General features: G+C 69.9%; 22 protein-coding genes and 1 tRNA gene. 6 read left to right on the plus strand and 17 right to left on the minus strand.

The features are described 5' to 3' along the window. Window positions 1-157 precede the first annotated feature (157 nt). The gene (locus ACX1D1_RS04465; protein WP_182799223.1) at window positions 158-1,753 is read left to right on the plus strand and encodes a xylulokinase; all 1,596 of its coding nucleotides are present in this window, start codon (window positions 158-160) and stop codon (window positions 1,751-1,753) included. 163 nt (window positions 1,754-1,916) lie between these two features. Beyond that, window positions 1,917-3,551: an arginine--tRNA ligase gene (argS, locus tag ACX1D1_RS04470; protein ID WP_459056105.1), complete on the plus strand. Its 1,635-nt coding sequence runs from the start codon at window positions 1,917-1,919 to the stop codon at window positions 3,549-3,551. 66 nt (window positions 3,552-3,617) lie between these two features. Here argS and ppgK read toward each other — a convergent pair whose 3' ends face one another. The 4 genes from ppgK to ACX1D1_RS04490 are packed head-to-tail and all read right to left on the minus strand — an operon-like array spanning window position 3,618 to window position 7,027. Continuing rightward, the gene (gene ppgK, locus ACX1D1_RS04475; RefSeq protein ID WP_459056106.1) at window positions 3,618-4,442 is read right to left on the minus strand and encodes a polyphosphate--glucose phosphotransferase; all 825 of its coding nucleotides are present in this window, start codon (window positions 4,440-4,442) and stop codon (window positions 3,618-3,620) included. Between the two features lie 49 nt (window positions 4,443-4,491). Next, window positions 4,492-5,877 (minus strand): PH domain-containing protein, encoded by a 1,386-nt coding sequence (locus ACX1D1_RS04480; RefSeq protein WP_459056107.1) that lies wholly within the window; start codon window positions 5,875-5,877, stop codon window positions 4,492-4,494. Beyond that, entirely contained in the window at window positions 5,877-6,368 is a 492-nt protein-coding gene (locus ACX1D1_RS04485; RefSeq protein ID WP_182781947.1) for a PH domain-containing protein, read from the minus strand. The genes ACX1D1_RS04480 and ACX1D1_RS04485 overlap by 1 nt, the downstream gene beginning before the upstream one ends. Next, window positions 6,365-7,027 (minus strand): DUF1707 SHOCT-like domain-containing protein, encoded by a 663-nt coding sequence (locus ACX1D1_RS04490; RefSeq protein WP_182781948.1) that lies wholly within the window; start codon window positions 7,025-7,027, stop codon window positions 6,365-6,367. Before ACX1D1_RS04490 ends, ACX1D1_RS04485 begins: the two co-directional genes overlap by 4 nt. A 427-nt stretch (window positions 7,028-7,454) precedes the next feature. Between ACX1D1_RS04490 and ACX1D1_RS04495 the strand changes: the two genes are divergently transcribed. Next, on the plus strand, window positions 7,455-8,582 hold the full coding sequence (locus tag ACX1D1_RS04495) for a 6-phosphofructokinase (protein WP_459056108.1): 1,128 nt from the start codon (window positions 7,455-7,457) through the stop codon (window positions 8,580-8,582). A 107-nt stretch (window positions 8,583-8,689) separates the two neighbouring features. Here the strand turns inward: ACX1D1_RS04495 and ACX1D1_RS04500 are convergent, their stop codons facing one another. Then, complete coding sequence (locus tag ACX1D1_RS04500; protein WP_459056109.1) at window positions 8,690-11,434, minus strand: FAD-binding and (Fe-S)-binding domain-containing protein; 2,745 nt, start codon at window positions 11,432-11,434, stop codon at window positions 8,690-8,692. Window positions 11,435-11,519: 85 nt separating this feature from the next. On the opposite strand from ACX1D1_RS04500, the gene ACX1D1_RS04505 reads away from it, so the two are divergent. Next, window positions 11,520-11,593: transfer RNA gene (locus tag ACX1D1_RS04505), tRNA-Gly, on the plus strand. Between the two features lie 16 nt (window positions 11,594-11,609). On the opposite strand, the gene ACX1D1_RS04510 is transcribed toward ACX1D1_RS04505, so the two are convergent. Further along, window positions 11,610-12,554, minus strand: coding sequence for a DUF368 domain-containing protein (locus ACX1D1_RS04510; protein ID WP_459056110.1), 945 nt, complete (start codon window positions 12,552-12,554; stop codon window positions 11,610-11,612). A gap of 226 nt (window positions 12,555-12,780) precedes the next feature. Between ACX1D1_RS04510 and ACX1D1_RS04515 the strand changes: the two genes are divergently transcribed. Then, window positions 12,781-13,857, plus strand: coding sequence for a GNAT family N-acetyltransferase (locus tag ACX1D1_RS04515; protein WP_459056111.1), 1,077 nt, complete (start codon window positions 12,781-12,783; stop codon window positions 13,855-13,857). 13 nt (window positions 13,858-13,870) lie between these two features. Here ACX1D1_RS04515 and ACX1D1_RS04520 read toward each other — a convergent pair whose 3' ends face one another. The 7 genes from ACX1D1_RS04520 to ACX1D1_RS04550 form a co-directional block, all read right to left on the minus strand. Beyond that, window positions 13,871-14,425, minus strand: coding sequence for a dihydrofolate reductase family protein (locus tag ACX1D1_RS04520; RefSeq protein ID WP_459056112.1), 555 nt, complete (start codon window positions 14,423-14,425; stop codon window positions 13,871-13,873). 11 nt (window positions 14,426-14,436) lie between these two features. Then, window positions 14,437-15,096 carry an HAD family hydrolase gene (locus tag ACX1D1_RS04525; RefSeq protein ID WP_459056113.1) on the minus strand — a complete coding sequence of 220 codons (660 nt, stop codon included), beginning with the start codon at window positions 15,094-15,096 and terminating at the stop codon, window positions 14,437-14,439. A 97-nt stretch (window positions 15,097-15,193) separates the two neighbouring features. Then, entirely contained in the window at window positions 15,194-16,042 is an 849-nt protein-coding gene (locus ACX1D1_RS04530) for a MetQ/NlpA family ABC transporter substrate-binding protein (protein WP_459056114.1), read from the minus strand. Window positions 16,043-16,134: 92 nt separating this feature from the next. Further along, complete coding sequence (locus ACX1D1_RS04535; RefSeq protein WP_459056115.1) at window positions 16,135-16,815, minus strand: methionine ABC transporter permease; 681 nt, start codon at window positions 16,813-16,815, stop codon at window positions 16,135-16,137. After that, a complete protein-coding gene (locus ACX1D1_RS04540; protein ID WP_182782021.1) occupies window positions 16,812-17,825 on the minus strand; it encodes a methionine ABC transporter ATP-binding protein in 1,014 nt (337 codons plus the stop codon). The genes ACX1D1_RS04535 and ACX1D1_RS04540 overlap by 4 nt, the downstream gene beginning before the upstream one ends. Window positions 17,826-17,941: 116 nt before the next feature. Continuing rightward, a complete protein-coding gene (locus ACX1D1_RS04545) occupies window positions 17,942-18,499 on the minus strand; it encodes a type II toxin-antitoxin system PemK/MazF family toxin (RefSeq protein WP_459056116.1) in 558 nt (185 codons plus the stop codon). Between the two features lie 19 nt (window positions 18,500-18,518). Next, a complete protein-coding gene (locus tag ACX1D1_RS04550) occupies window positions 18,519-19,094 on the minus strand; it encodes a hypothetical protein (RefSeq protein WP_459056117.1) in 576 nt (191 codons plus the stop codon). Between the two features lie 64 nt (window positions 19,095-19,158). On the opposite strand from ACX1D1_RS04550, the gene ACX1D1_RS04555 reads away from it, so the two are divergent. Beyond that, window positions 19,159-19,776, plus strand: a complete 618-nt coding sequence (locus ACX1D1_RS04555; RefSeq protein ID WP_459056118.1) for a class I SAM-dependent methyltransferase — start codon at window positions 19,159-19,161, stop codon at window positions 19,774-19,776. A gap of 421 nt (window positions 19,777-20,197) precedes the next feature. Here the strand turns inward: ACX1D1_RS04555 and ACX1D1_RS04560 are convergent, their stop codons facing one another. From ACX1D1_RS04560 to scpC, 4 genes are all read right to left on the minus strand, one after another. Further along, entirely contained in the window at window positions 20,198-21,172 is a 975-nt protein-coding gene (locus ACX1D1_RS04560; RefSeq protein WP_459056119.1) for an ATP-dependent DNA ligase, read from the minus strand. Window positions 21,173-21,304: 132 nt separating this feature from the next. Then, the gene (locus ACX1D1_RS04565) at window positions 21,305-22,477 is read right to left on the minus strand and encodes a M20 metallopeptidase family protein (protein ID WP_459056120.1); all 1,173 of its coding nucleotides are present in this window, start codon (window positions 22,475-22,477) and stop codon (window positions 21,305-21,307) included. 12 nt (window positions 22,478-22,489) lie between these two features. Further along, window positions 22,490-23,083, minus strand: a complete 594-nt coding sequence (locus ACX1D1_RS04570; RefSeq protein ID WP_182782027.1) for a MarC family protein — start codon at window positions 23,081-23,083, stop codon at window positions 22,490-22,492. Between the two features lie 78 nt (window positions 23,084-23,161). Further along, window positions 23,162-24,676, minus strand: a complete 1,515-nt coding sequence (scpC, locus tag ACX1D1_RS04575) for a succinyl-CoA:acetate CoA-transferase ScpC (protein WP_459056121.1) — start codon at window positions 24,674-24,676, stop codon at window positions 23,162-23,164. Window positions 24,677-24,902 lie beyond the last annotated feature (226 nt).

A 24,902-nucleotide genomic window follows, 5' to 3' on the forward strand; every position in this document is an offset into this window, starting at 1 on the left:
GGCCCTAAGGGTGCCAGACCGGACCCCCACCACAGCCGAGGACACCATGATGAATGGTCTCATCGGGCTGGCGGGTGCCCCTTTTGGGGCCCCCCGTGGCGGAACCGGCCTGGGCAGGCAATGATGGGGTACGGGTACAACAACGGAGGTTTACATCGTGGAAAACTTGACCGCGCGCGACACCATCGAAAGTGGCAACACGTCGCTCGGCATCGAGCTGGGCTCGACCCGCATCAAGGCCGTCCTCATCGGCCCGGACCACCAGCCGCTGGCCACCGGTGGCCACGAGTGGAAGTCCAAGCTCGAGGGCGGATTCTGGACCTACGACGTCGACGCGGTCTGGGCGGGGCTGCAGGCCGCGTATGCGGACCTGGCGGCGAATGTGCAGGCCAGCCACGGCGTCGCGCTGGAGACGGTGGGCTCTATGGGCTTCTCCGCCATGATGCACGGCTACATGGCCTTCGACGCGGCCGGCGAGCTGCTGGTGCCCTTCCGGACCTGGCAGAACACCACCACGGGCCAGGCGGCCCACGCCCTCACGCAACTGTTCCAGCACAACATCCCGCAGCGGTGGAGCATCGCGCACCTCTACCAGGCATTCCTCGGCGCGGAGGAGCATGTCGGCTCGATCGATTACCTGACCACACTGGCCGGCTACGTCCACTGGCGCCTCACGGGCGAGCGCTCCCTGGGCGTCGGCGATGCGAGCGGCATGTTCCCCATCGACACCACCACCGGCCAGTTCGACACAGACATGCTCGCCCAGTTCGACGACCTCGTGGCGGATCGGGGCTACGGCTGGAAGCTGGCCGACATCCTCCCCGCCGTGCTGCCTGCCGGGCAGAGCGCCGGAGCGCTCACCGACGAGGGCGCCCGCCTGCTTGACCCGTCGGGCCGGCTCCGGGCCGGGATCCCGTTCGCCCCGGCAGAGGGCGACGCGGGCACCGGGATGGTGGCCACCAACTCCGTCGCCCGTCGCACCGCCAACGTGTCCGCGGGCACCAGCATCTTCGCCATGGTGGTGCTCGAGGGGCCGTTGAAGGCCCTCCACGAGGAGATCGACCTGGTCACGACCCCGGCCGGCGACCTCGTCGCCATGGCGCACTGCAACAACGGCGCCGTCGACCTGCAGGCGTGGGTGGGTCTGTTCGGCGAGGCCGCCGCGGCGCTCGGCGCCCAGGTGGACACCAACGCGCTGTTCCAGACGCTCTACACGGCCGCCCTCGACGGCGACGCCGACGGCGGCGGCATGTTGGCCTACAACTACCTGGCCGGCGAGCACGTCGTCGGCCTGGAGGCGGGTCGGCCGATGTTCGTGCGGACCCCGCACAGCTCGTTCACGCTGGCCAACTTCATGCGCACCCACCTGTTCGCGGCGCTCGGGGCGCTGCGGGTGGGGATGGACATCCTGCTCAAGGATGAGGGCGTGGAGCTTGACTCGATGTTCGCCCATGGTGGCCTGTTCAAGACCAAGGGTGTGGCGCAGCGGTTCCTGGCCGCCGCCATGAACACGCCGGTCTCGGTCGGCGAGGTCGCGGGGGAGGGCGGCGCCTGGGGCATGGCGCTACTCGCCGCGTTCCAGCGCTCCGGCGAGGGGCCGCTGGCGGACTGGCTGGCGTCGTCGGTGTTCGGCGGTGCCGAGATCGAGACCGAGCAGCCTGTCCCTGCCGACGTGGAGGGCTTCGACGTCTTCATGGAACGCTACCGCGCAGGTCTCGCGATCGAGAGGGCTGCGGTGGACTCGCTGCACTGAGGCGCGGGCGCTCCCGCTCCGGCCCGCCGAGGGGTGAGGAGCGGAGCCCCGGACCTCACCCCCCCAACCACGCAACCCCGCGGAACGCGGGTCGGGTGACGTCGTGGGCGGCGAGGCGGCGCCGGCTTGGGGCCGTCGCGCCGTCAATGCGAGAATGTCGCCCATGCAATCCCTCCCCGCGCTCCTCGACACCCGTCTCCGGGACCTCACCGGCGTCGACCCCGAGATGCGTCCGGCCACCAAGCCCCAGTTCGGGCACTTCCAGTCCAACGTCGCGCTGCGCCTCGCCAAGAAGGAGGGGCGCCCGCCCCGCGAGGTCGCCGCAGACATCGTCGCCCGGCTGGACGTCGAGGACCTGTGCGAGCCGCTGGACATCGCCGGCCCCGGCTTCATCAACTTCCGCATGCGCTCCGACGTTCTCGCCGCCGCGGCAACCGCCCTCCTCGAGGATCCCCACGGGGGCCTCAACCCGGTGGCCTACCCGCAGCGCGTGGTCATCGACTACTCGGCCCCCAACGTGGCCAAGCAGATGCACGTCGGTCACCTGCGCACCACCATCATCGGGGACTGCTTCAACCGGGTCCTCAGCGCCCTCGGCCACACCGTCATCCCCCAGAACCACATCGGAGACTGGGGCACGCAGTTCGGCATGCTGATCGAGCAGGTCCTCGACGAGGGCATCGACGCCGGTGCGCTCACCCTCGACGAGGCCGACGCCCTCTACAAGCGGGCCGCGGCCCGCTTCCGCGAGGACGAGGAGTTCGCCACCAGGGCCCGCGCCCGCGTGTCGGTGTTCCAGGGCGGCGACGAGGAGTCGCTGGCCATCTGGCGCCAACTCGTCGAGATCTCCAAGCCCGCCTTCAACGAGGCCTACCGCCGCCTCGGCATCCTGCTCACCGACGACGACCTCGCCGGCGAATCCACCTACAACGACGACCTCCCGGTCCTGGTGAAGGAACTCGAAGAGTCCGGGGTCGCGGTGGTCGACGACGGCGCGCTGTGCGTGTTCGTCGAAGGCTTCGAGGCCCCGCTCATCGTCCGGAAGAGCGACGGCGGCTACGGCTATGCCACCACGGACCTCGCGGCCATCCGCCGTCGGGTCCGCGAGCTGAAGGCGGACCGGATCATCTACGTCACCGACGCCCGCCAGGGCGGCCACTTCGCCCAGATGTTCGCCGCCGCCCGAAAGGCCGGCTTCCTCCCCGGCGACGTGACGGCCCAGCACGTCGGCTACGGCATGGTGCTCGGGCGCGACGGCAAGCCGTTCAAGACCCGCGACGGCTCGGCCGCCACCCTCGGCTCCCTCCTTGACGCCGCCGAGGAGGTGGCCGCCCCCAACATCGCGTTGGCGGCCATCAAGTACGCCGACCTCTCCAACGGCCTGCAGAAGGACTACACCTTCGACGCCGAACGCATGGTGCAGACCACCGGCGACACTGGCCCGTACCTGCAGTACGCGCACGCGCGCGTCAGCCAGATCCTGCGCAAGGCCGAAGCCGAGGGCATCGGCTGGGGTTCGGTGACCACCCTCGACGAGCCGGCCGAGCAGCAGTTGGCCCTTCGGCTGAGCGGCTTCGGGGACGTGGTCGACGAGGTGGCCCAATCACTGCAGCCGCATAAGCTCTGTGGCTACCTCTACGACCTCGCCGGCGCGCTGGCCTCCTTCTACGAGGCGTGCCCGGTGCTCCGGTCCGAGGGCGACGTGCGCTCGTCGCGGCTGGCGCTGTGCGCGGCCACGCAGCAGGTGCTCGCCCAGGGCCTGCACCTTCTGGGGATCGACGCGCCAGAGCGCATGTGACGCACTGACGGCGGGCCACCCTCGGATGGGTGCCCGCCGTCGAAGCGTTGGTGTGTGGTCTGAGGGCTACTCGGTATCTGCCACGTCGGCCGGGTTGGCGTCTGCCACCGCCGGGATCATCGACAGCACGTCGGGGTGCTCGACGGCGTCCTTCGCGGCCAGCGCCGCGCCGATGATGCCGGCCCGGTTGCGCAGCTTCGCCGGAACCATGGGGGTCTTCAGCTTCAGGAGCGGGCCCCACTTGTCCCAGTCCTTGGAGACGCCGCCCCCCGTGACGAACAGATCCGGGGAGAACAGCATCTCGATGTGGCTGTAGTACGGCTGGAGACGCTCGGTGGCCCACTCCTCGTAGCTGAGCCCCTCCTTGTCCTTGATCGACGACGCGGCGCGCTTCTCGGCGTCGTAGCCGTCGAGCTCGATGTGACCGAGCTCCGCATTCGGGATAAGGACACCGCGGTAGATGATCGCCGCGCCGATGCCGGTGCCCAGCGTGGTGAGGATGACCAGGCCCGGGTGGTCCTTCGCGGCGCCGAAGTGCACCTCGGCGAGACCCGCGGCGTCGGCGTCGTTGACGAGGACCACCTTGCGGCCCAGCTTGTCCTCGAAGTACTCGTCGGCCTTGAACCCGCTCCACTTCTGGTCCAGGTTGGCCATGAACGGCACCCGCCCGTGCAGCACCGGCGCGGGGATGGTCAGGCCCACCGGGTTGTCGCCGATGACTCCCGCGAAGTGCTCGATGATCTCGCCGACCACAGCGGCGACGGCCTTCGGGGTGGACTTCTCGGGAGTGGGGATCCGCAGGCGGTCAGCCGCGAAGTCTCCCCGCTCCAGATCAACGGGCGCGCCCTTGATGCCCGAACCGCCAACGTCGATACCCAGGAAGATGCTCATGCGCGAAATCGTAGCGTGAGCGCCACCGGTGAAGGCAGCGGCTTCCGGATCAGGCTACCGAGACAGCGGCACGGGCCGCCCGGCCACGGGCCAGCTGCTCGTCGAACAGCCGCCGTGCCACCGAATCATCCAGGTGGTACAGGCGCAGCGACACCGGCCCGTCGGTGGTGTGCACCGCGATGGTGGCGAGCCTCAGCTTCCGCTGGACGGGGCCCTGGTGCAGCGACAGGGACTGCATCCGTCGGTGGGGCACGATCGACATCGCGTGCTCGATGAGCCCGTGATGGGCCACCAGCACATCCTCGCCCACGCCCCACGTGTGCTGCGCGTGGGAGAACGGGGTGAGCCAGCGCGCCCGGTCCGGCTGCGGAGTCGGCTGGATCAGGTTCAGGTCCATCTCCGGCCAGATGGCGTGCAGCACCGTCATCACGTCGGGCCACGTCCCGAACGGGAGCACGATCGAGTTCGACGAGCCGCTCTCCTCGCCGCCCGGATCTCCGTAGCCGAGCACGGTGACCGTCACCCGGTACAGCCCGGTGAGGCGCTGCAGCAGGTCCTGGTGGATGACCACCCCCTGGATCCGGTCCGGGCGCAGCCCCTGGGCGGTGGTGGACCCGAGCCCCCGGGAGATGCGCAGGGTGTCCCCCCGACGCGTCATCCGGAAACCCCAGTTGCGGCCCACGTTGGACCACGCCCACCCGCCGAAGGCCAGCAGGGCGCCGAAGGCGGTGATCGACGTCTCGGACCAGAGCGACATCCCCACCACGAGGCCGGCCACCAGCAGGGCGGCCACGGCGGGCGAGGACACCGCAGTGCCCAGGATCAGCGTGGCCGGGGTGACGGCGTGGATCAGGTCTTCCGGCTCGTCGCCGGCCGTCGATGACGCAACGGCCTCTGGGGCCTCGATGCCGTCGGGTGGCGAGACGGGCACGCGTCCGCGCCTGGCCAGGCTCATCCGGGCCAGCAGATGCTCGCGCAGCGATTCGGCCCGCGACTTCGTGAGGAAAGCCAGCGTCAGGCCGCCGGCACCGCCCACGTCGATGTGCACCTTCGCGAGGCCGAGGAGCCGCGCGACGAGGGGCTGGGCGATGTCCACCGACTGCACCTTCGTGTAGTCCAGCCTCGACGACGAGCGCGAGATGAACGCCCGCTCCACGCGGAACTCCTCATCGTCGACGATGAACGCCGTGGTCTTCCACGCGAAGATGCCGTACACCCCGGCCACCAGGGCCGCACCCAGCGCCATGAGGCCGAAGAGAAGCGCCTGCCTCGACAGGTCCGCCAGTCCGTTGTCCAGCTCCCGGACCAGGAACACCAGCGACGCCGCCAGCACGATCCCGCTGTGCGCCAGACCGGTCAGCGGGCTGGGATGCTCCACCACCTTGGGGGGCGCATCCGGGACCGGGACGACGGGCACTGGGGTGAAATCGGTCATCAGATCCCGGCCTGCTGGGTCTCCCCGCGCTCGATGAGACGGTTGCGCAGCGCCGCCGCATCGTCTGGGGCGAGGCCGGGAATGGACACGCTGCCCTGCGTCGAGGAGGTGATCATCTCCACCGTCGCCAGCTTGAACAGGCGGTCGATCGGGCCCGAGTGGAGCTGGACCAGCTGCATCCGGCCGTAGGGCACACAGACCAGGCGGCGGTAGAAGAGGCCGCTGGTGAGGTAGACGTCCGTGTCACGCTCGGCGTAGCCCCACCGTCGGAAGGCCCGCGGAGCGCGGATGAGCCGCCAGGAGAGCAGCGCCGCCCAGACGGCCACCACCGCCCAGCCCAGCCACGACGGGCCGAACAGGAAGGCGACGACGGCCGGGGCCACGAACATCAGCGTCCACACCACGGGGATGAGGATCAGCTTCATCCGGAGATAGTTGGGGGAGAGGCGCTGCCAGTGCGTGTCCGGCGGGGCGAAGAGGGTCTCGCTCACCGGATGAACCGCTCGTAGCGACGGCGGTCCATGCCAGGCCCGTACACCTTCAGCTCGCCCATGAACACCGTGCCGATCAGATTGATCCGGATGCCGTCCGGGCGGGGCATCAACCCCTGAACCTTCGATTCGGCCATGATCAGACTCATCCCCGACAGGTTCACGTCCACGCCCTCAGGCACGCGGATCTTCACCTCGCACAGGCCGCCGCCGACGTGCAGGGTGACCTCGCGCTGTTCGAAGGCCGCCCCGATCAGATCCAGGCGGATCTCGCCCAGCCAGGCGTTGAGCTGGACGGAGGAGCCCACCAGGGCCACGCGGCCCGGGTTGTAGGTGGACATGAAGGAGTTGCCGCCGGTGAAGGCGCCGGCGGTGAGGACGCCGGGCGGGGGTGTCGCGGGGAGGTGCGGGGGGACGGGCGACGGCGCGGAGTAGTGGGGTGCAGGAGCCATCGGGGCGGGTCGTTCGAACGCGACGAGGTCCGTGGTGAGGCCGTTCAGGTCGCCGAAGGTCTTCGCGTCGTAGGCGCGTGCGATCCGCTCGGCGTGCTCGTCGAAGGTGAGGCGGCCGTCTGCGTAGGCGGTGTTGAGCAGTGTCGCGACGACCTCGCGGTCCTGGTCTGCGCAGCGCAGCACGTCGAGGCGGTTCGGTTCGGACATACCCCCAGTCTAGGACCGTCTCCGTTCGGCAAAATCCCTGGTGGACCCGTCTGCGGCTTGTGGTCGAGCTGGCGGTGGGTGGTGGGGGCCGGGCCGCCCATGATGCCGGCGGCGGCGCTTCGCGCAGCCACGCCGTCATCAACGCCCACCCAACCTGCCCCGACCCCCACCACCCACCGCCTGCGATCGTCTCCCGCGCCCGCTGGGTGAGTCCACTGTCGCCTCGGGCGGCGCCGCTCTACCGCCGGTTGAGCCGGTCGGGCGCGGAGCGCCGCCGACCGCGTCGAAACTTCTGGCGCACGGTGCGGTGTCGCGGTGTCGCGGCGCAGTCTCAAGTGGTGATGTGGGCTCGGCCCCGGTGGTTGGGATTCACCGCGGGTGCGAGGCCCGCTCGGTAGGGTTGGGCCACGACACGAGGAGGCCTGTGATGGGTGCGAAGAAGCGAGTGGGGATCCTGACCGCGGGCGGAGACTCGCCCGGCCTGAACGCCGCCATCCGGGGCTTCGGAAAGTCCGCGATCGGCGAGCACGGCATGGAGCTGATCGGTTTCCGCGACGGCATCCGCGGGCTCGCCGAGGACCGCTGGCAGGTCCTCGACGCCTCCGCCCTGTCCGGCATCCTCACCATCGGCGGCACCGTGCTCGGCACGTCGCGTGACAAGCCACACAAGATGATGGTCGACGGTGAGGTCCGCGACATGGTGCCCACCATCATCGAGAACTTCGAGAAGAACAAGCTCGACGCGCTGGTGTGCATCGGCGGCGGCGGTACGGCCAAGAACGCCAACCGGCTCATGCAGGCTGGCCTCAACGTCATCCATCTGCCCAAGACCATCGACAACGACATCGCCCATACCGACACCAGCTTCGGCTTCTCCACGGCGCTGGGCATCGCGACGGAAGCCATCGACCGGCTGCATTCGACGGCGCACTCCCACCACCGCGTGATCATCGCCGAGATCATGGGCCACAAGGCCGGCTGGCTGGCGCTCGGGTCGGGGATCGCCGGCGGCGCGGACATCATCCTCATCCCCGAGATCCCCTACGACATCGACTCGATGGCCGCCTCCATCAAGAAGCGCGCGGACTCCGGCCGCAACTTCTCCGTGATCGCCATCGCCGAGGGCGCCCGCGACATTCAGGACACCGCGGACCTGCAGGCGGCCGAGGCACTGAAGAAGGCCGCGTCCTCGCCGGAGGCCAAGTCGGCCGCTGCGGCCCACAAGGCCTCCATCGAGGCAAGCCACCGCGACAACGCGTTCAAGGTGGCCACCGCACTTGAGCAGGCCACGGGCCTCGAGTCCCGCGTCACCATCCTCGGCTACGTCCAGCGCGGCGGCATCCCGGACGCCAACGACAGGCTGCTGGGCACCCTGCTCGGCTCAGCGGGCGCGGACCTCGTCGCTGCGGGGGAGTACGGCGTGACGGTGGCGTCGCAGGCAGGCGAGGCGGTCCCCGTGCCCTTGGGTGAGGTGGCTGGAAACCTGAAGGTCGTGCCCAAGGATCACGCCTGGATCAGAGCCGCCCGCGGAGTGGGCACCGGGCTCGGGGACTGACCTGCAGGAATCTATCCAGAGCGCGGCGTCTGTGTATATACACAGATACCGCGCTCTGGGTAGATTCCTGCAGGGCCGGGCGGGAGCGCCACCCGTGAAGCGGGTGGTCAGCGGGTGGCCTCGGCCAGCAGCTCAAGGATATGAACGTAGGTGCGGCCCGTCGCCCGCGACATCGCGATCTCGCACGTCCGGTTGAGCGACGCGTAGGCGAAGAACCCGTCCTTGACCTCCGCAGCCTGGTCCCGGGTTGCGCTCTCGGTCAGCTCGGGGTGCAGCAGGCCCCGGTCTCCGGCGAACCCGCAGCATCCCCACGACGGCGGAACCGTCACCTCGTCGCTGATGAACTCCGCAATCCGGCGCAGGTCGTCGTTGACGTCCATCCGCGTCGACGAGCACGTGGGGTGCAGGACCAGCGACGGTAGGGAGCGGGTCACCTCCAGGCGCGGCAGCAGCTGCTGCGCGGCGAACGTCACCACGTCCACGACGGTGGGCGTCCATCCCTCCGTCATCCGCGTCAAGGCGTCCGTGCAGCTGGACGCATCAACCACAACGGTGGCCTTGCCGCCCCATTTCAGCGCCGAGCGGACGCGGCGTTGCATCGTCTCGTAGCCGTCGGTGTAGCCCTTGGCCCTCCAGGGCGAGCCACAGCACAGCCCCTCGGCGTCGAGCAGCGACACCGGCACGCCCGCTCTCACACACAGCTCGTTGAAGGCGGAGAACACGCCCTGCCCCGTCGGGGCGAACATCGTCTGCAGGCAGGACGGGAAGTACACGGCGGCGACCCCGGGGCGGGGACGGTCGCGGCGACGGGGCCTCCTGCGCAGCCCGGAGCCCCGGGGGAGGTCCTCGTCGTACCCGGGGATGGCGTCCTCGCCCAGCGCCCTGCGCCCGAGCCTGGTGGCGGCGGTGGCCAGGGGCCCCGTCGACTTCGCCACGGTGAGGGCGGCCGAGCCCATCCGCGTGGCGAGGCCCCACGTGCGGGCTGCCTGATTCCACGCGCGCTTCTCGACGCCGCCCACCCGCTCCTCGCGCTGGCGGCGGACCAGGTCTCCGGTGTTGATGCCTAATGGGCACGCCACCTCGCACATGCCGTCGACGGCGCACGTGTCGATGGCCGCATAGTCGTACTCCTCGGCCACCTGACGCAGGAGCTCCACGTCGTCCTTCCGGGCGGTCAGCTCGCGGCGCAGCACGATCCGCTGCCGGGGCGTGAGGGTGAGGTCCCGTGACGGGCACACCGGCTCACAGAAGCCGCACTCGATGCACGCATCGACCTCGGGCTCGATGGTGGGCATGAGCTTGAGGTCCTTGAGGTGCGCATCCGGGTCATCGGAGATGAGGACGCCCGGGTTGAGCACCCCGGCCGGGTCGAACAGGTGCTTGATCTCGCGCATCACCTCATACAGCTCGTCGCCGTATTGGTCGCGCAGGAAGGGCGCCATGGCGCGCCCGGTGCCGTGCTCCGCCTTGAGGACCCCGTGGTGGCGGAGGGTGAGGCGCACCAACTGGCGGGTGAACTTGCGGTAGCGCAGAAGGCCGGCGGGGTCGTCGAAGCGCTCGCTGAGCAGGAAGTGGATATTGCCGTCGCGGCCGTGCGCGAACAGCGGCGCGTCGTCGTACCCGTGGCGCTGAAGGAGGTCCGCGAGGTCGCGGCAGGTGGCGGCGAACTCCTTCGGGGGCACGCAGATGTCCTCGAGCAGGGTGGTGGAGCCTGAGGGGCGGGCTCCGGCGACCAGCGCGTACAGCCCGCGGCGCAGCTCGACGAGTGCGTTGCGGTGGCGGACCTCCGTGGTCAGCTCCACGCTGCCCACCACGTCGAGCCCGGTGAGCTCGGCTGCTGCCGCGTCGAGGCGCGCGGCCAGGACCTGCTCGTCCACCTCGTGCAGCTCGACGAGCAGCGCGGCCTCGGTGGTCAGCTCACGTTCGCGGAGCAGCGCCGGTGCCCCGGGCTGCGTGCGCGCCACGCGGAGCGAGGCGGCGTCCATCAGCTCGATGGCCTCGAATCCGTGCTCGACGAGCCCCTGCACCGCGGCGGTGGCGGCGTCGAGGGTGGGGAACAGCGCCAGCGCGGCCGCCGTGTGCGGGGCCAGCGGGACCGTGCGGAACGTGGCCTCGGCCACGAAGCCGAGCGTGCCCTCGTTGCCGATGAGGAGGTGCGCGATGATGTCGACGGGGCGGTGGAACTCGAGCAGCGCGTTCAGGCCGTACCCCATGGTGTTCTTGATGGCGAACAGCCGGTTGATGTCCGCGATGGACGACGGTGTGGTCCGCAACCGTTTGCGCAGCATGTGCAGCCCGCCCACCAGGGGGGTCTCCTCGAGACGGAGAGTGATGTCCGCCGTCGGGTCTGCGGTGTCGACGATCCGGCCGCTGGGCAGCACGAAGACCATGGATTCGAGGGTGTGGTAGCTGTTCTGCGCCACGCCGGAGAGCATGCCGCTGGAGTTGTTGGCGACGATGCCCCCGATGGTGCAGGCGATGTCGCTGGTGGGGTCCGGCCCGAGGCGACGCCCGTGGCGCGCCAGCCGGGCGTTGACCGCGCGGAGCGTCGCTCCGGCCCCCGCGCGGACCCGGGCGCCGCCGTCGAGGACCTCGATGTCGCGGAAGTGGCGGCGCACGTCGACGAGCAGCCCCGACGTGATGGCCTGCCCGCAGAGGCTGGTGCCGCCGGCCCGGAAGGTGATCGGCTGGCGGGTTTCCACGGCGTGGACCATCAGCGCCGCCACGTCCTCCACCGTCTCCGGGGTGACCACCCCGGAGGGCATCAGGAGGAAGGGCGAGGCATCGTGAGCCATGGCGAGGCGGGTGAGGGCGCGCTGATCCGGCTCGATTCCGGTCTGTGCCCTACCCACGTCGTTCAGCCTACCCAGGGTGGGGTGGCGAGTCCGAGAGGCCGGTTGGAGGAGGGCACGATTTCTTTGCTAACCTAGGGCCCACGCGGGCGTAGCTCAATGGTAGAGCGCTAGCTTCCCAAGCTTGATACGCGGGTTCGATTCCCGTCGCCCGCTCCACAGCGGCCTCGTCGCCTCAGGCGTCGACGACCTTAGCGGCCGCTTCCTCAATCTCGTGGCGCTTGTCGCTGACGGTGTCCTCGAACTTGCTGAACAGGAACGACGCGACGGTGCCCACCACCAGCATGGCCACCGCGAACAGCACCGCGGTGGTGAGGCTCAACCCGCTCGATTCCAGACCCTCCGCCGAGAAGGCGGGGAACACGACCGTGGGGAAGATCGCCAGGGATGAGCCGATCACCATGCCCAGGATGAAGTGGTACATGCCGCCGAAGTAGCGGTCGAACAGCCACGCGGCACCCTTCGCGAGGAGCAGGACGCAGGCCACCACTCCCAGGAACAGGGGAATGGTCACCGCCAGGTCGAAGTCCTTGATGCCGGTGGCCATCTTGTCGTAGAGGCCGAAGTAGATGAGGAAGTTCGACGGCGACATGCCCGGCACGATGACGCCCAGGCCGATCAGTGCGCCGGAACCGAACCAGACGGGGATGCTTGGCGGCACCTGGACCAGCATCTGGCCGCCCGCGAGCATGAGCAGGAAGATCCCGGCGGCGGCGGCGCCCATGATCGCCAGGTGCGTGGGCGTGCGCCCGTGACGGCCGGCCTGCCGGTACAGCGACGGGAACGTACCGATCACGAACCCGATGAACAGGCAGGTGAACTGCGCCGCGTAGGAGGCGAAGGCGGCCTCCACCACGACGGAGAAACCCAGCACGCCGATCCCCATGCCGATCCCGATGGGGATGAAGAACAGCACGTTGCGCACGAAGTGGTGACGGACGTTGGCGAGGAACCGGATCATCGGGTCGTAGAGTCCGAAGATCACCGCCAGAACGCCGCCCGACAGCCCGGGCAGGATGGCGCCGACGCCGACCGCGATCCCCTTCAGCAGCCGAGCGAGCCACGAGCGGGGGGAGTCCGGCCGGTCGACGACCGACTCGCGGTGGGTGTGTGCGGTCATGGGCGCCTCTTCTCTGTCTTCAAGGCTCCCACCCTACGTTCCGGCTTGGCGCGTGCCAATCTGCGGCCGCCGCGTCCACACCCGCCCCACCGTCGAGCCGACGCCATCAGCTGTGCACGACACGCCGTCGGAACCGTCGGTCGGGTTCCCCTGCGACGACGGGGCGCGCGACACGCGGCGTTTCGTGCACGACCCCGCCCAGCCCCCTCGGGCTAGGCTCGACTCCGTGCTCCACATCGTGCCGCTCCCGTTGCCCGACACCCACACCGAGCCGTCGTGGCGGGATCTCTGCACGCTCATCCGCGCCAACGAACGCGAGCTCATCGGCGGCCCGCAGTGGGACGTCGACGACGAATCCCACCTCGCCTCCGAGCGGGAGGACACCGAGTCTGTGCACCGGCGGTGGCTGGCCTACGTCGACGGCGCCCCGGCGGGCTTCCTCGCGGCCGGGACCTCGCTCGTCGACTCCCCGGACAGCGCCACCGTCGCCGTCTACGTCCTCCCCGAACACCGCAGCCGGGGCGTGGCCACCGCACTGATCGAGTCCTTCAAGGCCGACCCGCCGCCAGGCCTGACCAGGGTGAAGGCGTGGGTGGAGACCCCCATCAGCGACGGCGCCACGCTGTCTCCGCCGTCGGGCCACGGCGCGATAGACCCCGACCATCCCGGTGTGCGCCTCGCCCTCAAACACGGACTGAGACTCGGCATCGTCGAACGGGTCAGCCGCTACGACTTCGCGACCCCGCTGGTGGACCCGGCTGATGCCCTCGCCGAGGCGCAGGCCAGGGCGGGAGACGAATATGAGGCGCTCGCCTGGGAGGGGCCGTCCCCCGAGGAGCTGCTGGCCGGCCAGGCGGTGCTGAAGGAGCGGATGGCCGTGGACCAGCCGCTGGGTGACCTCGCCGTCGTCGAGACCACCTGGGATGCCGCCAGGCTCCGGGAGCGCGAGCGCGTCACCCTGCTGACCAACCGGCTCTTCCACGCCGTCGTCCGACACGTGCCCAGCGGGACTGTCGCGGCGGTCAGCGAGATGGCCATGGACCGCAGCAATCCCGAGGCGTTCGTGGACCAGTACGACACGATCGTGCTCCCCGAGCACCGGGGCCGCCGCCTCGGGATGCTGGTCAAGGCTGCCAACCTCCTACAGGTGCGTCAGATGGTCCCCACGGCGACCTCGATCGTCACCTGGAACGCGGCCGAGAACCGGTACATGCTCGACGTCAACGAGGCGCTGGGGTTCTACCCCATCCTGATCAGCGGGGGCTTCGAGGCGCAGCTCTCACCCGGGGGACGCCTGCCCTGAGCGCTCTCGGCCCTCAGCTCTGCACCCGGTAGAGGAGCCGCGCGAACTGGCCGAAGGCAGTGGCGGACACCAGCTTCAGGCGGCTCGACTCGACGCGGCGCGGAAACAGCGGCGCCCCACCGGTCAACGCCACCGGCGCCACCGACAACGCGATCTCGTCCAGCGCTCCCGCGTCCAGGAACTGGCCGGCCAGATCGCCGCCGCCGACCACCCAGATGTCGCCGTCCCCGGCTGCCTCCCTGATGGCGGGCAACGCCTCGGACACGGGTCCGGACACGAACCGGATGTCCGCCCCCGCGGGGACCGGGAGGCTGCGGGTGGTGAAAACGAAGGTGGGGCGATCGCCGTGGAACTCGGCCCACTTCTCGGGGTGGGCGAGGATGTCGGACTCGGCCAGCACCCACTCATAGGTAGTGGATCCCTCCACCATCACGGCGGCGTCGGACGGGAAGAGGCCCTCATCCGGGTGGTCACCACCCGCGACCGCGAAGAGCCAGGCCAGGGAGTTGTCCTCGTCGGCGATGAAACCGTTGAAGCTGGTGGCAGTGTCGAACACGATGCGTCCCATGCCGGGCAAGCCTAATCGAGGATCAGGCGGCTGACCTCGGCTGCTGTATCGACGACGACCTCAGCCCCCGCGGACTCCAGCTCGTCGCGGGTCGCGGCGCCCGTCGTGATGCCCATCGCCCGCATGCCCGCGGCCAGCGCCATGTCCATGTCGGAGGTCGCGTCGCCGACGTACCAGGTCTCCGCGGCGACGGCGCCCAGACGCTCCAGCCCCACGAGTGCAGAATCGGGGGCCGGCTTGCCGCGGTCCACGTCGTCGGTGCTGACCACCGTGTCGATCAGATGGCGAAGCTCGGTGATCGTCAGCAGGTGGGCCGCCTGCGGACCGCCCTTGGCCGTGACGACCCCGATCGCGTAGCCACCGGCGCGCAGCTCGTGCAGCATGGCGCGCACGCCCGGCAGGACCAGCGACGGGCCGGCCTCATTGACCGCCTGATGCAGGGCGCCGCGGTACTCCAGGATGATGGCCCGCATGCGGGCCCCGTCGTCGGCGAACTCGTGCAGCTCGGCCATGGCGTCCTCGATGGGCCGCCCGATCAGGGGGTACACGTCCTGCGGCACGCACGCGATGCCGTGCGAGTTCAGGGTGTCGCTGATGTGTTGGGCGATGAGGGGGACCGTGTCGGCGAGGGTGCCGTCCAGGTCGAAGAGGACCGCGCGCGAGCTGTTCACCCCGCCAGCCTAATGCCGCCCGGCCCACCAACGTCGGCCCGGACGTGATGAGGGGCCGCCGAGCAGTGTGCTCGACGGCCCCTCAACGTCACAGGGATCAGGCGTTTCCGGGGATCACGTCGCCGGACGGCCAGGTTTCGGCGATGAAGTCCGCCACCTCGGTGGAGTGCAGGAGCTCCTCCAGCGTCGCGATGCCGGGGTTCTCGTCGCCGGTGCGCCACACGAGCATGTTGGCGTACGGGTTGCCCTCAACCTCTTCGGACTCGATGGCCTCGTTGGGGTCCAGGCCGGCGGTGAGGATGAAGTTGGCGTTGATCACGGCCGCGTCGACGGCGGGGTCCGACATCTGCTGCACGACGACCTCGGGCTGGGTCTCCTCGAACTGGAACCCCTTCGGGTTCGCATCCTCGGTGAGGGTCAGCACGGTGGCGTCCGACGGCACCTCGGTCAGCAGCCCGGCCTTCTCGAGCAGCTTGAGGCCGCGGTACTGGTTGGAGACGTCGTTGGTGATCGCGATGGTGGCGCCGTCGGGGATGGCGTCGACGGAGTCGTGCTTGTCCGAGAACAGCTTCAGCGGCTCGATGTGGACGCCCTCGCCGGCGGTGAACTCGTAGCCCTTGTCCGCGATCTGGCTCTCCAGGTACGGGAGGTGCTGGAAGTAGTTGGCGTCCAGCTCCTCTGAGGCGAGCGCCTCGTTGGGGAGGACGTAGTCGTCGAATTCGCGGATCTCGATCTCCAGGCCGGCTTCCTCGGCGAGATTGTCGCGGACGAACTCGAGGATCTTGGCGTGGGGCACCGGGCTGGCGCCGATGACGAGGCTGATCACCTCGCCGGAGGCGGCCGAGGACGCTTCGCCCGAGGTCGACGGGGTGGCGCTTCCGCCGCACGCCGTCAGGGTCATGGCGGCTGCCACGGAGGCAGCGATCGTGGTGAGAATCTTGTGCATCAGGAGGAGTCCCTCTCTGTTCGGGGCCGACAACAAGTTGGCCAGTTTCTTCTGTCCAGCACGGGGCTGGTCTCCCACAGGGTGGGAAGGTCTTAGCGGTGGTCCACGGCCCGGCTGATCCGGTCGCCGAGCCATTGGACGCCCTGCACCAGGATGACGATCAGGATCACCGTGATGACCATGACGTCGGGCGAGAAGCGCTGGAAGCCGTAGTTGTAGGCGAGGCGCCCCAGGCCACCGCCGCCCACCAGTCCGGCCATCGCCGAGTAGCCGATGATGGTCACCACCGTGGTGGTGATACCCGCCACCAGCCCAGGGAGGGCCTCAGGGATGAGGACCTTCGTTATGGACTGCATCTTCGAGGAGCCCATCGCGTGGGCGGCGTCCAGCTTGCCTGGGTGCACCTCGCGCAGCGCCGTCTCGACGAGGCGCGCGAAGAACGGGATCGCCGCGATCGCCAGCGACACCGACGCCGCGATGGGGCCCAAGGAGGTGCCGACGATCCAGCGTGTGAAGGGGATCAGGGCGAGCATCAGGATGGCGTAGGGAATGGACCTCGTGATGTTGACCACGATGTTCGAGAGGACGAAGTTGAGGGCACGGTTCTCCCCGAGCGCGCCCTTCTGCGTGACGTACAGCACCACGCCGAGCGGCAGCCCGATCAGCACGGTGGCGAGGCTGGACAGGCCCATCATGAGGAGCGTCTCCCAGATGGCGGGAAGGAGCGCCTTCTGCAGGGCGGGGTTGTTGAACCAGGTCTCGAGAAGAATCACTGCGCCGACCCCTCAATCGCGCTGCGGGAGGTGAGCTTCGCGTCGGCGCCCTGCGCGCGCAGCAGCTCGATCACCCGCTGCGGGTCAGTGCCGGGGGGTACCGAGATCCGCAGGTGGGAGAAGGTGGTGCCGGCGAGGTGCTCCACGCTCCCGGCCACGATGTTGAGCTCGGCGCCCACCTCGTGTGAGGTGTGCGCCACCACGGGCATGGCGGCCTTCTCACCTGAGGAGAGCACGTCGACGTAGGTGCCGTGCACGGCATCCAGCGGGGCGTGAGGCGGAATGCCGAGCAGTGCCTCGGCGAGCCGGGAGTCAAGGCTGTTGACGACCTCGACCAGGGGCCCTGACTCGACGATGCGGCCCCCGTCGAGCAGCGAGACAGAATCGCAGATCTTCTTCACCACATGCATCTCGTGGGTGATGACGAGCACGGCGAGGCCGTCGCGACCCTTGAGGCTCAGAATCAGGTCCAGGATCTCGTCGGTGGTCTTCGGGTCCAGGGCGGAGGTGGGCTCGTCGAACAGCAGGACGTCCGGCTCCGTGGCCAGCGCGCGGGCGATGCCGACCCGCTGTCGCATGCCGCCGGACAGCTGCGCCGGGTAGGCGGGGCCGGAGTCCGGGAGGCCGACGACCCGGAGGAGCTCGGCGACCTTCGCGTCGCGCTCGGCCTTCGGCATCCCGATCAGCTCGAGGGGGTAGCCCACGTTGTCCGCGATGGTGCGCGAATCGAAGAGGTTCGCCTGCTGGAACACCAGGCCGATGCGGCGGCGCGCGGTGCGCAGCGCGTCGGCGTGGGCTGCGGTGAGGTCCACGCCGTTGATCTCGACTGTTCCGGAGGTGGGTCGGTCCAGGAGGGTGAGGCAGCGCACGAGGGTGGACTTGCCCGCGCCGGAGTGCCCGATGATGCCGTGGATGGAGCCGGCGGGGACCGTCAGCGTGACGCCGTCCAGGGCGCGCACCTCGCGCTTGCCCTGGAGGTAGACCTTGGTCAGGTCCGTCACGGTGATCATGGGCGCCTCTCGTTGCTTCTGGTCCACTATTCAATCAGGGACCGTGGCGGAGACCCGAATCGGCGGCGGTGATGTTCACCGGCAGCGCAACGTCATCGGTGGCTGAGGCGCCCGGCTCAGTAGTGGCGGCGGACCTCTCGCGCCACGGCGTCGAAGATCTGTTCGTCCAGGATGGCGCCCACGCGGCGGACCGCGTCCGGGTCGATCCGGATGATCCGGTTCACTCGCACCTCGCTGGGGCGGCGCTGATTGTCCCACTCCCCGGTGCCGATGTCTGTCCAGTAGCGGCCGGCGTCGGCTTCCTGGGCCGCGTCGACGTCGTGGTCCTGCGAGGTGACCTGCAGGCCCAGCAGCCAGCCGCCGTCGCGCCCGATCAGGAGCACGGGCCGGTCCTTGCCCTGACTGGAATCCTCCTCGTACGGCACCCAGGTCCACACCACTTCGCCCGGGTCGGGGCGACCGTCGCGGTGCGGGTTGTACACGATCGTCGGAGCCTGCCGGTAGTCGCCGGGATAGCCGCCCGAGGCCGCAGGCGGGCGGGGGGAGCGGGTGGGTTCGGCGGGCCGCCTGGTGGCGCGGCGGCGGGCCTGGGGCGCGGTGGCCCTGTCGATCGCGCGGAGGGCGACGTCGCGGACCACGCGGAGGGCGCCGTCGAGGAAGGGGTTCGAAGCCATGGTCAGTGAGCCTAGGGCCTCACCGGAACCGCGGCAGCCGGCCGTAGAAGATGGAGCTGGGCCTGCGGTACGCCTCCGGCCGGATGGCGCGCACCTGCTCCCAGTGGCGGAAGTACCTCGTCGACGGGGGCAGGAAGAGCAGCGCGCCCCCGACGACGGCGAGCCCCAGGCCGATGAACGCCCAGTCGCTCAGGATCGCGGCGAAACCGCCGGCCAGCGCGACGGCTGCGAGGCCGCCCCACCGCGTCCACCGCCAGCCGTTCCAGGCATGGAAGCCCACCACCCCGCACGCGCCGGTGGCCAGCACCAGGGCCGCGGCGAACCCGCCCTCCAGCGTGAGCGACAGCCACTTGCCGGGCTCGGGCGCCACCCACTCGATGAGCCGCGCCGAGGTGGCGTAGCTGTCCGGGTGCGCCGCCAGCCACCAATGCCAGCCGTAGGCGGCGGCGAGTGCGGCCACGGCCAGGTACTGAAGGATCGCCGAGACCAGCACGACGGCGGGGCGCGTCGGCTCGCCCGTACGCGGGCTGCGGGGCACGTCGCCGTGCAGCTCCTCGATGGGCGGGAGCGTTGCGATGGGCTGGGGCTCGGTCATCGCCTCCAGCCTACCGGCGCCCGCCACTGTTGCCCGGGGCGCGGGCTCGGCGGGATACTTGGGCATGCCACACGAGCACGACTGGGATCAGGCCTACCGCGATACCGACAGAATGTGGAGCGGGGAGCCCAACGCCGCCCTGGTCGCGGAGGCGCCGAAGCTTCGCCGCGGGCGCGTGCTGGACGTGGGGTGCGGGGAGGGCGCCGACGCCATCTGGCTGGCGACGCACGGCTGGGAGGTCACGGCGCTGGACCCGTCGCTGGTGGCGATCGAGCGGGGGCAGAGGGCGGTGGAGGCCACCGGACTCATCGTCGAATGGGTGCTCGGCAGCATCGGGCAGGCGCCCCTCCCGCACGACGACTTCGACCTCGTCTCCGCGTTCTACGTTCCCCTGCCCAAGGACTCGCCGGCCGTTGACGCGCTGGCCTCCGTCGTCGCTCCCGGCGGCGCGCTGCTGGTGGTGCACCACGCGGACTTCAACCCGAAGCACTCGCACGTCGACCCCGCCACGCTGGCCTATCCCGACGACGTGGTCGAGCGGCTGGGCGACGGCTGGACCGTGCTGGTGCACGAGCGGCGCGCACGGAGCGTCGCGGAGGGGGCTGGGGCGCACCACCACGACGACATCGTGCTCGTCGCGCGACGCGACGACGCCCCCGCGGCGACACCTCCCGCCCAATGAGCGGTCGCGGCCCCTGTCCCGTTGGCTGAGGAGCCGCGATCGACGTGACACTTCCGTTCCCTGAGCTGAGGAGCCCCGCGTCGCGATCGACGTGACACTTCCGTTCCCTGAGGAGCCCCGCGTCGCGGAGCGACCGTGGGGCGTCTCGAAGGGTTGTCACCCGACCCTGACAACAAGACTGCTTGTCGGCTTGCGATTCGACCCTTCGAGACGACCCCCGGCCGCTCCGCGGCGGAGGTCTCCTCAGGGAGCGGGTGGTGACGACCCCCGGCCGCTACGCGGCGGAGGTCTCCTCAGCTCAGGGAGTGGTTGGTGACGGCGCCCACGGGTTCGGCGGGGCTTGTATTCGTTCCCTGAGGAGCCCCGCGTCGCGTAGCGACCGCGGGCGTCTCGAAGGGTTGTGACGCGACGTTGTGGATCCTCAGCGCAGGGATGCCGTAGCCGCGTCGACGGGGGACACGTCTGGGCGCAGCGCCCGCAGGACGGGCTGGCGGAGGGCGCCGTCGGGCGTCACGTTGAGGTAGCGCACCTGCACGCACAGCATCGGTTCGACCCAACGGGCCTGGCGGGCCACCGGGTCCGCGGGCACGGGCTCGAACGGGGGAGTGGGGCGTTCGGTGTCGCGGAGGACCGCCAGCAACGTGTCCCGGTCGGAGTGCCCGAGTCCGGAGCCCACCCGCCCCATCGGATACAGCACCGGCCGCGCCTCGAAGGTGGCCTCGTCGCTCGGCTGCCCCACCCACAGCGCGCCCAGCGCGTGCTCGTTGCCGCCCTCCGGCAGCCACCCGCCGATGACCACCACCAGCTCGGAGCGGTGCGGGGTCTTGACCCAGTCGTCGCTGCGCACCCCCGGCCGGTAGATCGACGAGCGCCGCTTGCTCATCACCCCCTCCAGGCCCGCCTCGCGGGTGAAGTGCGCCAGCTCAGCGCCGTCGTCGAAGAGCTCCGAGAGCCGCCAAGCGGGTCGGTCGAGGTCCAGGGCGTCCAGCGCGGCGCGACGCTCGTGCAGCGGACGGCGGGTGAGGTCCGTCCCTCCGAGGTGCAGGAGGTCGAACACGACGAAGGTGACGGGGCGCTCCACGGCCCAGCGGGCGGCGCGGCGGGCATCGCGGACGTTCATCCGGGGCATGATCGCATGGAACGACGGCGTCCCCTCGGGGCCCATCGCCACGACCTCGCCGTCGAACAGCGCACCCTCCGGGAGCCCGACGGCCCCGGCCGCCACCTCCGGGTACGCCACCGTGATGTCGCCGTCGGTGCGGTTGGTCAGCCGCAGCCTGCCGTCGCGAACCTCGCCCAGCGCGCGGACCCCGTCCCACTTGATCTCGTGCACCCACTCCGGCCCAACCGGCGGCAGGCCAGGGGTGGCCGACGGTGTGGCGAGCATGGGGCGCATGCCGCCCATCATGCCCCCGACACTGCCGCCGCGCCCCGCTGGGCACGAAACGCCGTCGCAATCGTGGGGGAGCGCCCTCAGCGTGGTCGACGGGCGGGTCAGGCGGCGTGTCGTGCCCGGCAGGGCCGCCGGTCAGGCGCCGATCTTGCGCAGCGCCAACTCGGTGAACAGCGCCGCCCCGTCGGCGATGACGGCGTCGTCGAAGCGGGCGTAGGCGGAGTGGTTGAACGGCGCGGTGAGCGGGTCCAGGTCCGGCGGGCAGGCGGACAGACCGATGAAACACCCCGGGGCCTCCTGCAGGAGGCGTGAGAAGTCCTCGGCGCCGGCCAGCGGGTTCTTCCACCGCAGGTGTCGATCCTCGCCGAACAGGTCCGTCACCGCGTCCGCCACGACGTCGGCCTCGGCAGCGTCGTTGACGGTGACCGGGTACTGCTCCAGCAGTTCGAACTCGCCCCGCACCCCGTGCGCCGATGCGATCCCGGACACCACCTCGGGGATGGTGGCGATGAGCTTGTCCCGCACCGACGTGTCGAAGGTCCGCAGCGTGGCCTCCAGCCGCCCCTCCTCCGGGATGACGTTGGCGATGGTGCCGGCCTGCAGGAGCCCGACGGTGACGACAACCGGGTTCTGCACGTCGAAGCGCCTTGTCACCATGGTGTTGAGGGCCAAGGCGATCTCCGCCAGCGCCGGCACCGGGTCTGCCGCGAGCTGCGGGGTGGAGCCGTGGCCGCCGCGACCCACGACCCGCACCTTCGCCACATCCGAGCTGGCCATCACGGTGCCTGGCTTGGTGGAGAACACTCCGTGCGGATCCAGCGCGGCCCACACGTGGATGGCGTAGACCCAGTCCGGCCGCGACCCCGCCACGTCCAGCAGCCCCTCCTCCAGCATGAACCTGGCGCCGTCGACGCCCTCCTCGCCGGGCTGGAACATGAAGACCACGTCCCCGGCCAGCTCGTCCCTCCGCGCGCACAGCGCGTGCGCTGCGCCGATCAGCATGGCCATGTGGAGGTCGTGGCCGCACGCGTGCATGGCGCCGTTGGTGGACGCCCACTCCAGCCCGGTGAGCTCCTCGACGGGGAGCGCGTCCATGTCGGCTCTCAGCAGGACGACGGGGCGCTTCCCCGAAGTGGGTCGGCCGCCGCGCAGCACGCCGACGACGCTGGTGACGCTCTGCCCGAGCGTGATCTCCAGCGGCAGCCCATCCAACGCCTCCAGAACACGGGCCTGCGTCTCCGGTAGCTGCAGCCCCACCTCCGGGATCTGGTGGAGTTCGCGGCGCAGGGAGATGAGGTCGGGCGTCATGGACAATTCATATCAGGCCAGGAAGAAGGCCTTCGTGCCGTCGAACATCATCTGGACCGCCATGATCACCAGGATCATGCCCATCAGGCGCTCCACCGCGACCAGCGCCCGGGTGCCGACGACACGCTGCAGGAAGCCGGAGAAGTACAGGGTCACCGCGGTCACCAGCCAGGCCAGGACCAGCCCGCCGAGGAACCACTGCCAGTTTCCGGGGTCCTGGCTGACCAGCACCACGATGACCGCCAGCAGCGACGGCCCGGCGATATAGGGCACCGCCAACGGAACGATGAACGGCTCATCGTGGGTCATGGGCTCGGCCAGGTTGCGCTCGGACGTGGGGAAGACCATCCGGATCGAGATCAGCAGCAGAATGACGCCGCCGGCCGCCTGCAGCGCGGCCTGGTCGATGTGCAGCACGCTCAGCATGGACTGGCCGAGGAACAGGAAGGCCACCATCACGGCCAGGGCGATCAGGCACTCGCGCAGGATCACCCACTGCCGCCGCTCGGGCTTGGTGCGCTGGAGGGAGGTGAGGAACAGGGGAGCGTTGCCCAACGGGTCCATCACCAGGAGAAACGTGACGAACGACGAGAGCATCAAGGCCATGGCCGGATCCTATCGCCGGACAGAGGAGGGCCCCCACCGTCGAACGGCGGGGGCCCTCGTCAGCGGCCTGTGCTCAGGTCACGGGACCATGGTGCCGGTCTCGAGGAACCGCACGTGCCAGCCCAGCGCGGTGGCAAGGTCATGCGGGGTGTGCTGCCCGTTGGCCTTCTTCTCCGCCAGCTTGACGTACTCGCGCAGCGGCTCCTTGAAGTCCGGGTGGGCGCAGTTCTCGATGACCTTGAGCGCGCGCTGGCGGGGGGCCAGGCCGCGCAGGTCCGCGAGGCCCTGCTCGGTGATCAGCACCTGCACGTCGTGCTCGGTGTGGTCCACGTGGTTGACCATCGGGACGATGCAGGAGATGGCCCCGCCCTTCGCCGTCGACGGCGTGACGAAGCTGGAGACCCAGCCGTTGCGGGTGAAGTCACCCGAGCCGCCGATGCCGTTCTGCATCCGCGAGCCCATCACGTGGGTGGAGTTCACGTTGCCGTAGATGTCCGCCTCGATCATGCCGTTGCAGGCGATGACGCCCATGCGACGGATGGCCTCGGGGTGGTTGGACACGTCCTGGGGGCGGAGCACGATCTTGTTGCGGTATTCGGCGGCCTTGTCGTTCATCCGCTGGGCGGCCGTGGGGCTCAGTGAAAACGCGGTGGCGGAGGCCACCGTGAGCTTGCCGGAATCCAGCAGGTCCACCATGCCGTCCTGGATCACCTCGGTGTAGGAGGTGAGGTTCTCGAACGGTCCCTCGAGCAGGCCGGCCAGCACCGCGTTGGCGATGTTGCCCACGCCGGATTGCAGCGGAAGGAGGTTCTCCGGCAGCCGCCCCGCCTTGACCTCAGCGCCGAGGAAGTCGAGGAAGTTGCCGGCGATTGCGCGCGAGTCGTCGTCGAGGGCCTTGAACGGCGTGTTGCGGTCTGCCGAGTTGGTCTCGATGACCGCGATCACCTTGCTCGCGTCCACCTTGAGCACCTTGCCGCCGATGCGGTCACCGGCGTTCTGGATGGGCAGCGGCACGCGGTTGGGGGGAAGGGCGCCGATGGGGTAGTAGATGTCGTGCATGCCGAAGAGCTCTTCGGACTGCCACGAGTTGACCTCGATGATCACGTGGTCCGCATGGTCCAGGTACGTGCGGTTCATGCCCACCGACGACGACGGGACGATATCCCCGTCCTCGGTGATGGCGGTGGCCTCGACGACGGCGAGGTTGAGATGGCCGAGGAACCCCTGCGACACCTGCGGGCCCATGTGGGAGAGGTGGATGTCCTGGTAGTACGAGATGCCGGAGTTGATCGCGCTGCGCATGTCGGGGTCCGACTGGTACGGCGCGCGGTAGGAGATGCCACCGGTGCGCGCGAGGGCGCCGTCCAGCTCCGGGGCGGTGGAGGCGCCGGTCCAGACGCCGATCCGGAACGGCTCGTCGTGGCTGTGGCGCGCCTCGATGATGGCCGCGAGGGCCTCCGGGAAAACCTTGGGATAACCGGACCCGGTGAAGCCCGAGAAGCCGACATTCCATCCGTTCTCGACGAGGGCTGCGGCATCGTGGGCCGACATGACCTTCTGCTTGAATGCCTCGTTGCGGATGCGACCTGACATCTGTCCTCCTTGAAGATTTGCGGTGCGCTCTCACCCTACCGGCGAACGCACGCCATTTCCGCCGCGCGGGAGTTGTCCGATCGGCGGGCAAACCAGTGCAACGGTGTGCACTGACGGGGTGGTCAGCCCAGCTGGGCTGCCGTGATCCCATCTTTGCAGGATGCACCGCGCCGCCCCGATGGGGGTGGCGCAAACGTAGATTGGACCCAGGGGTCAGTCGGGCCCG

It is taken from the genome of Tessaracoccus luoxuelianae (assembly GCF_054483915.1).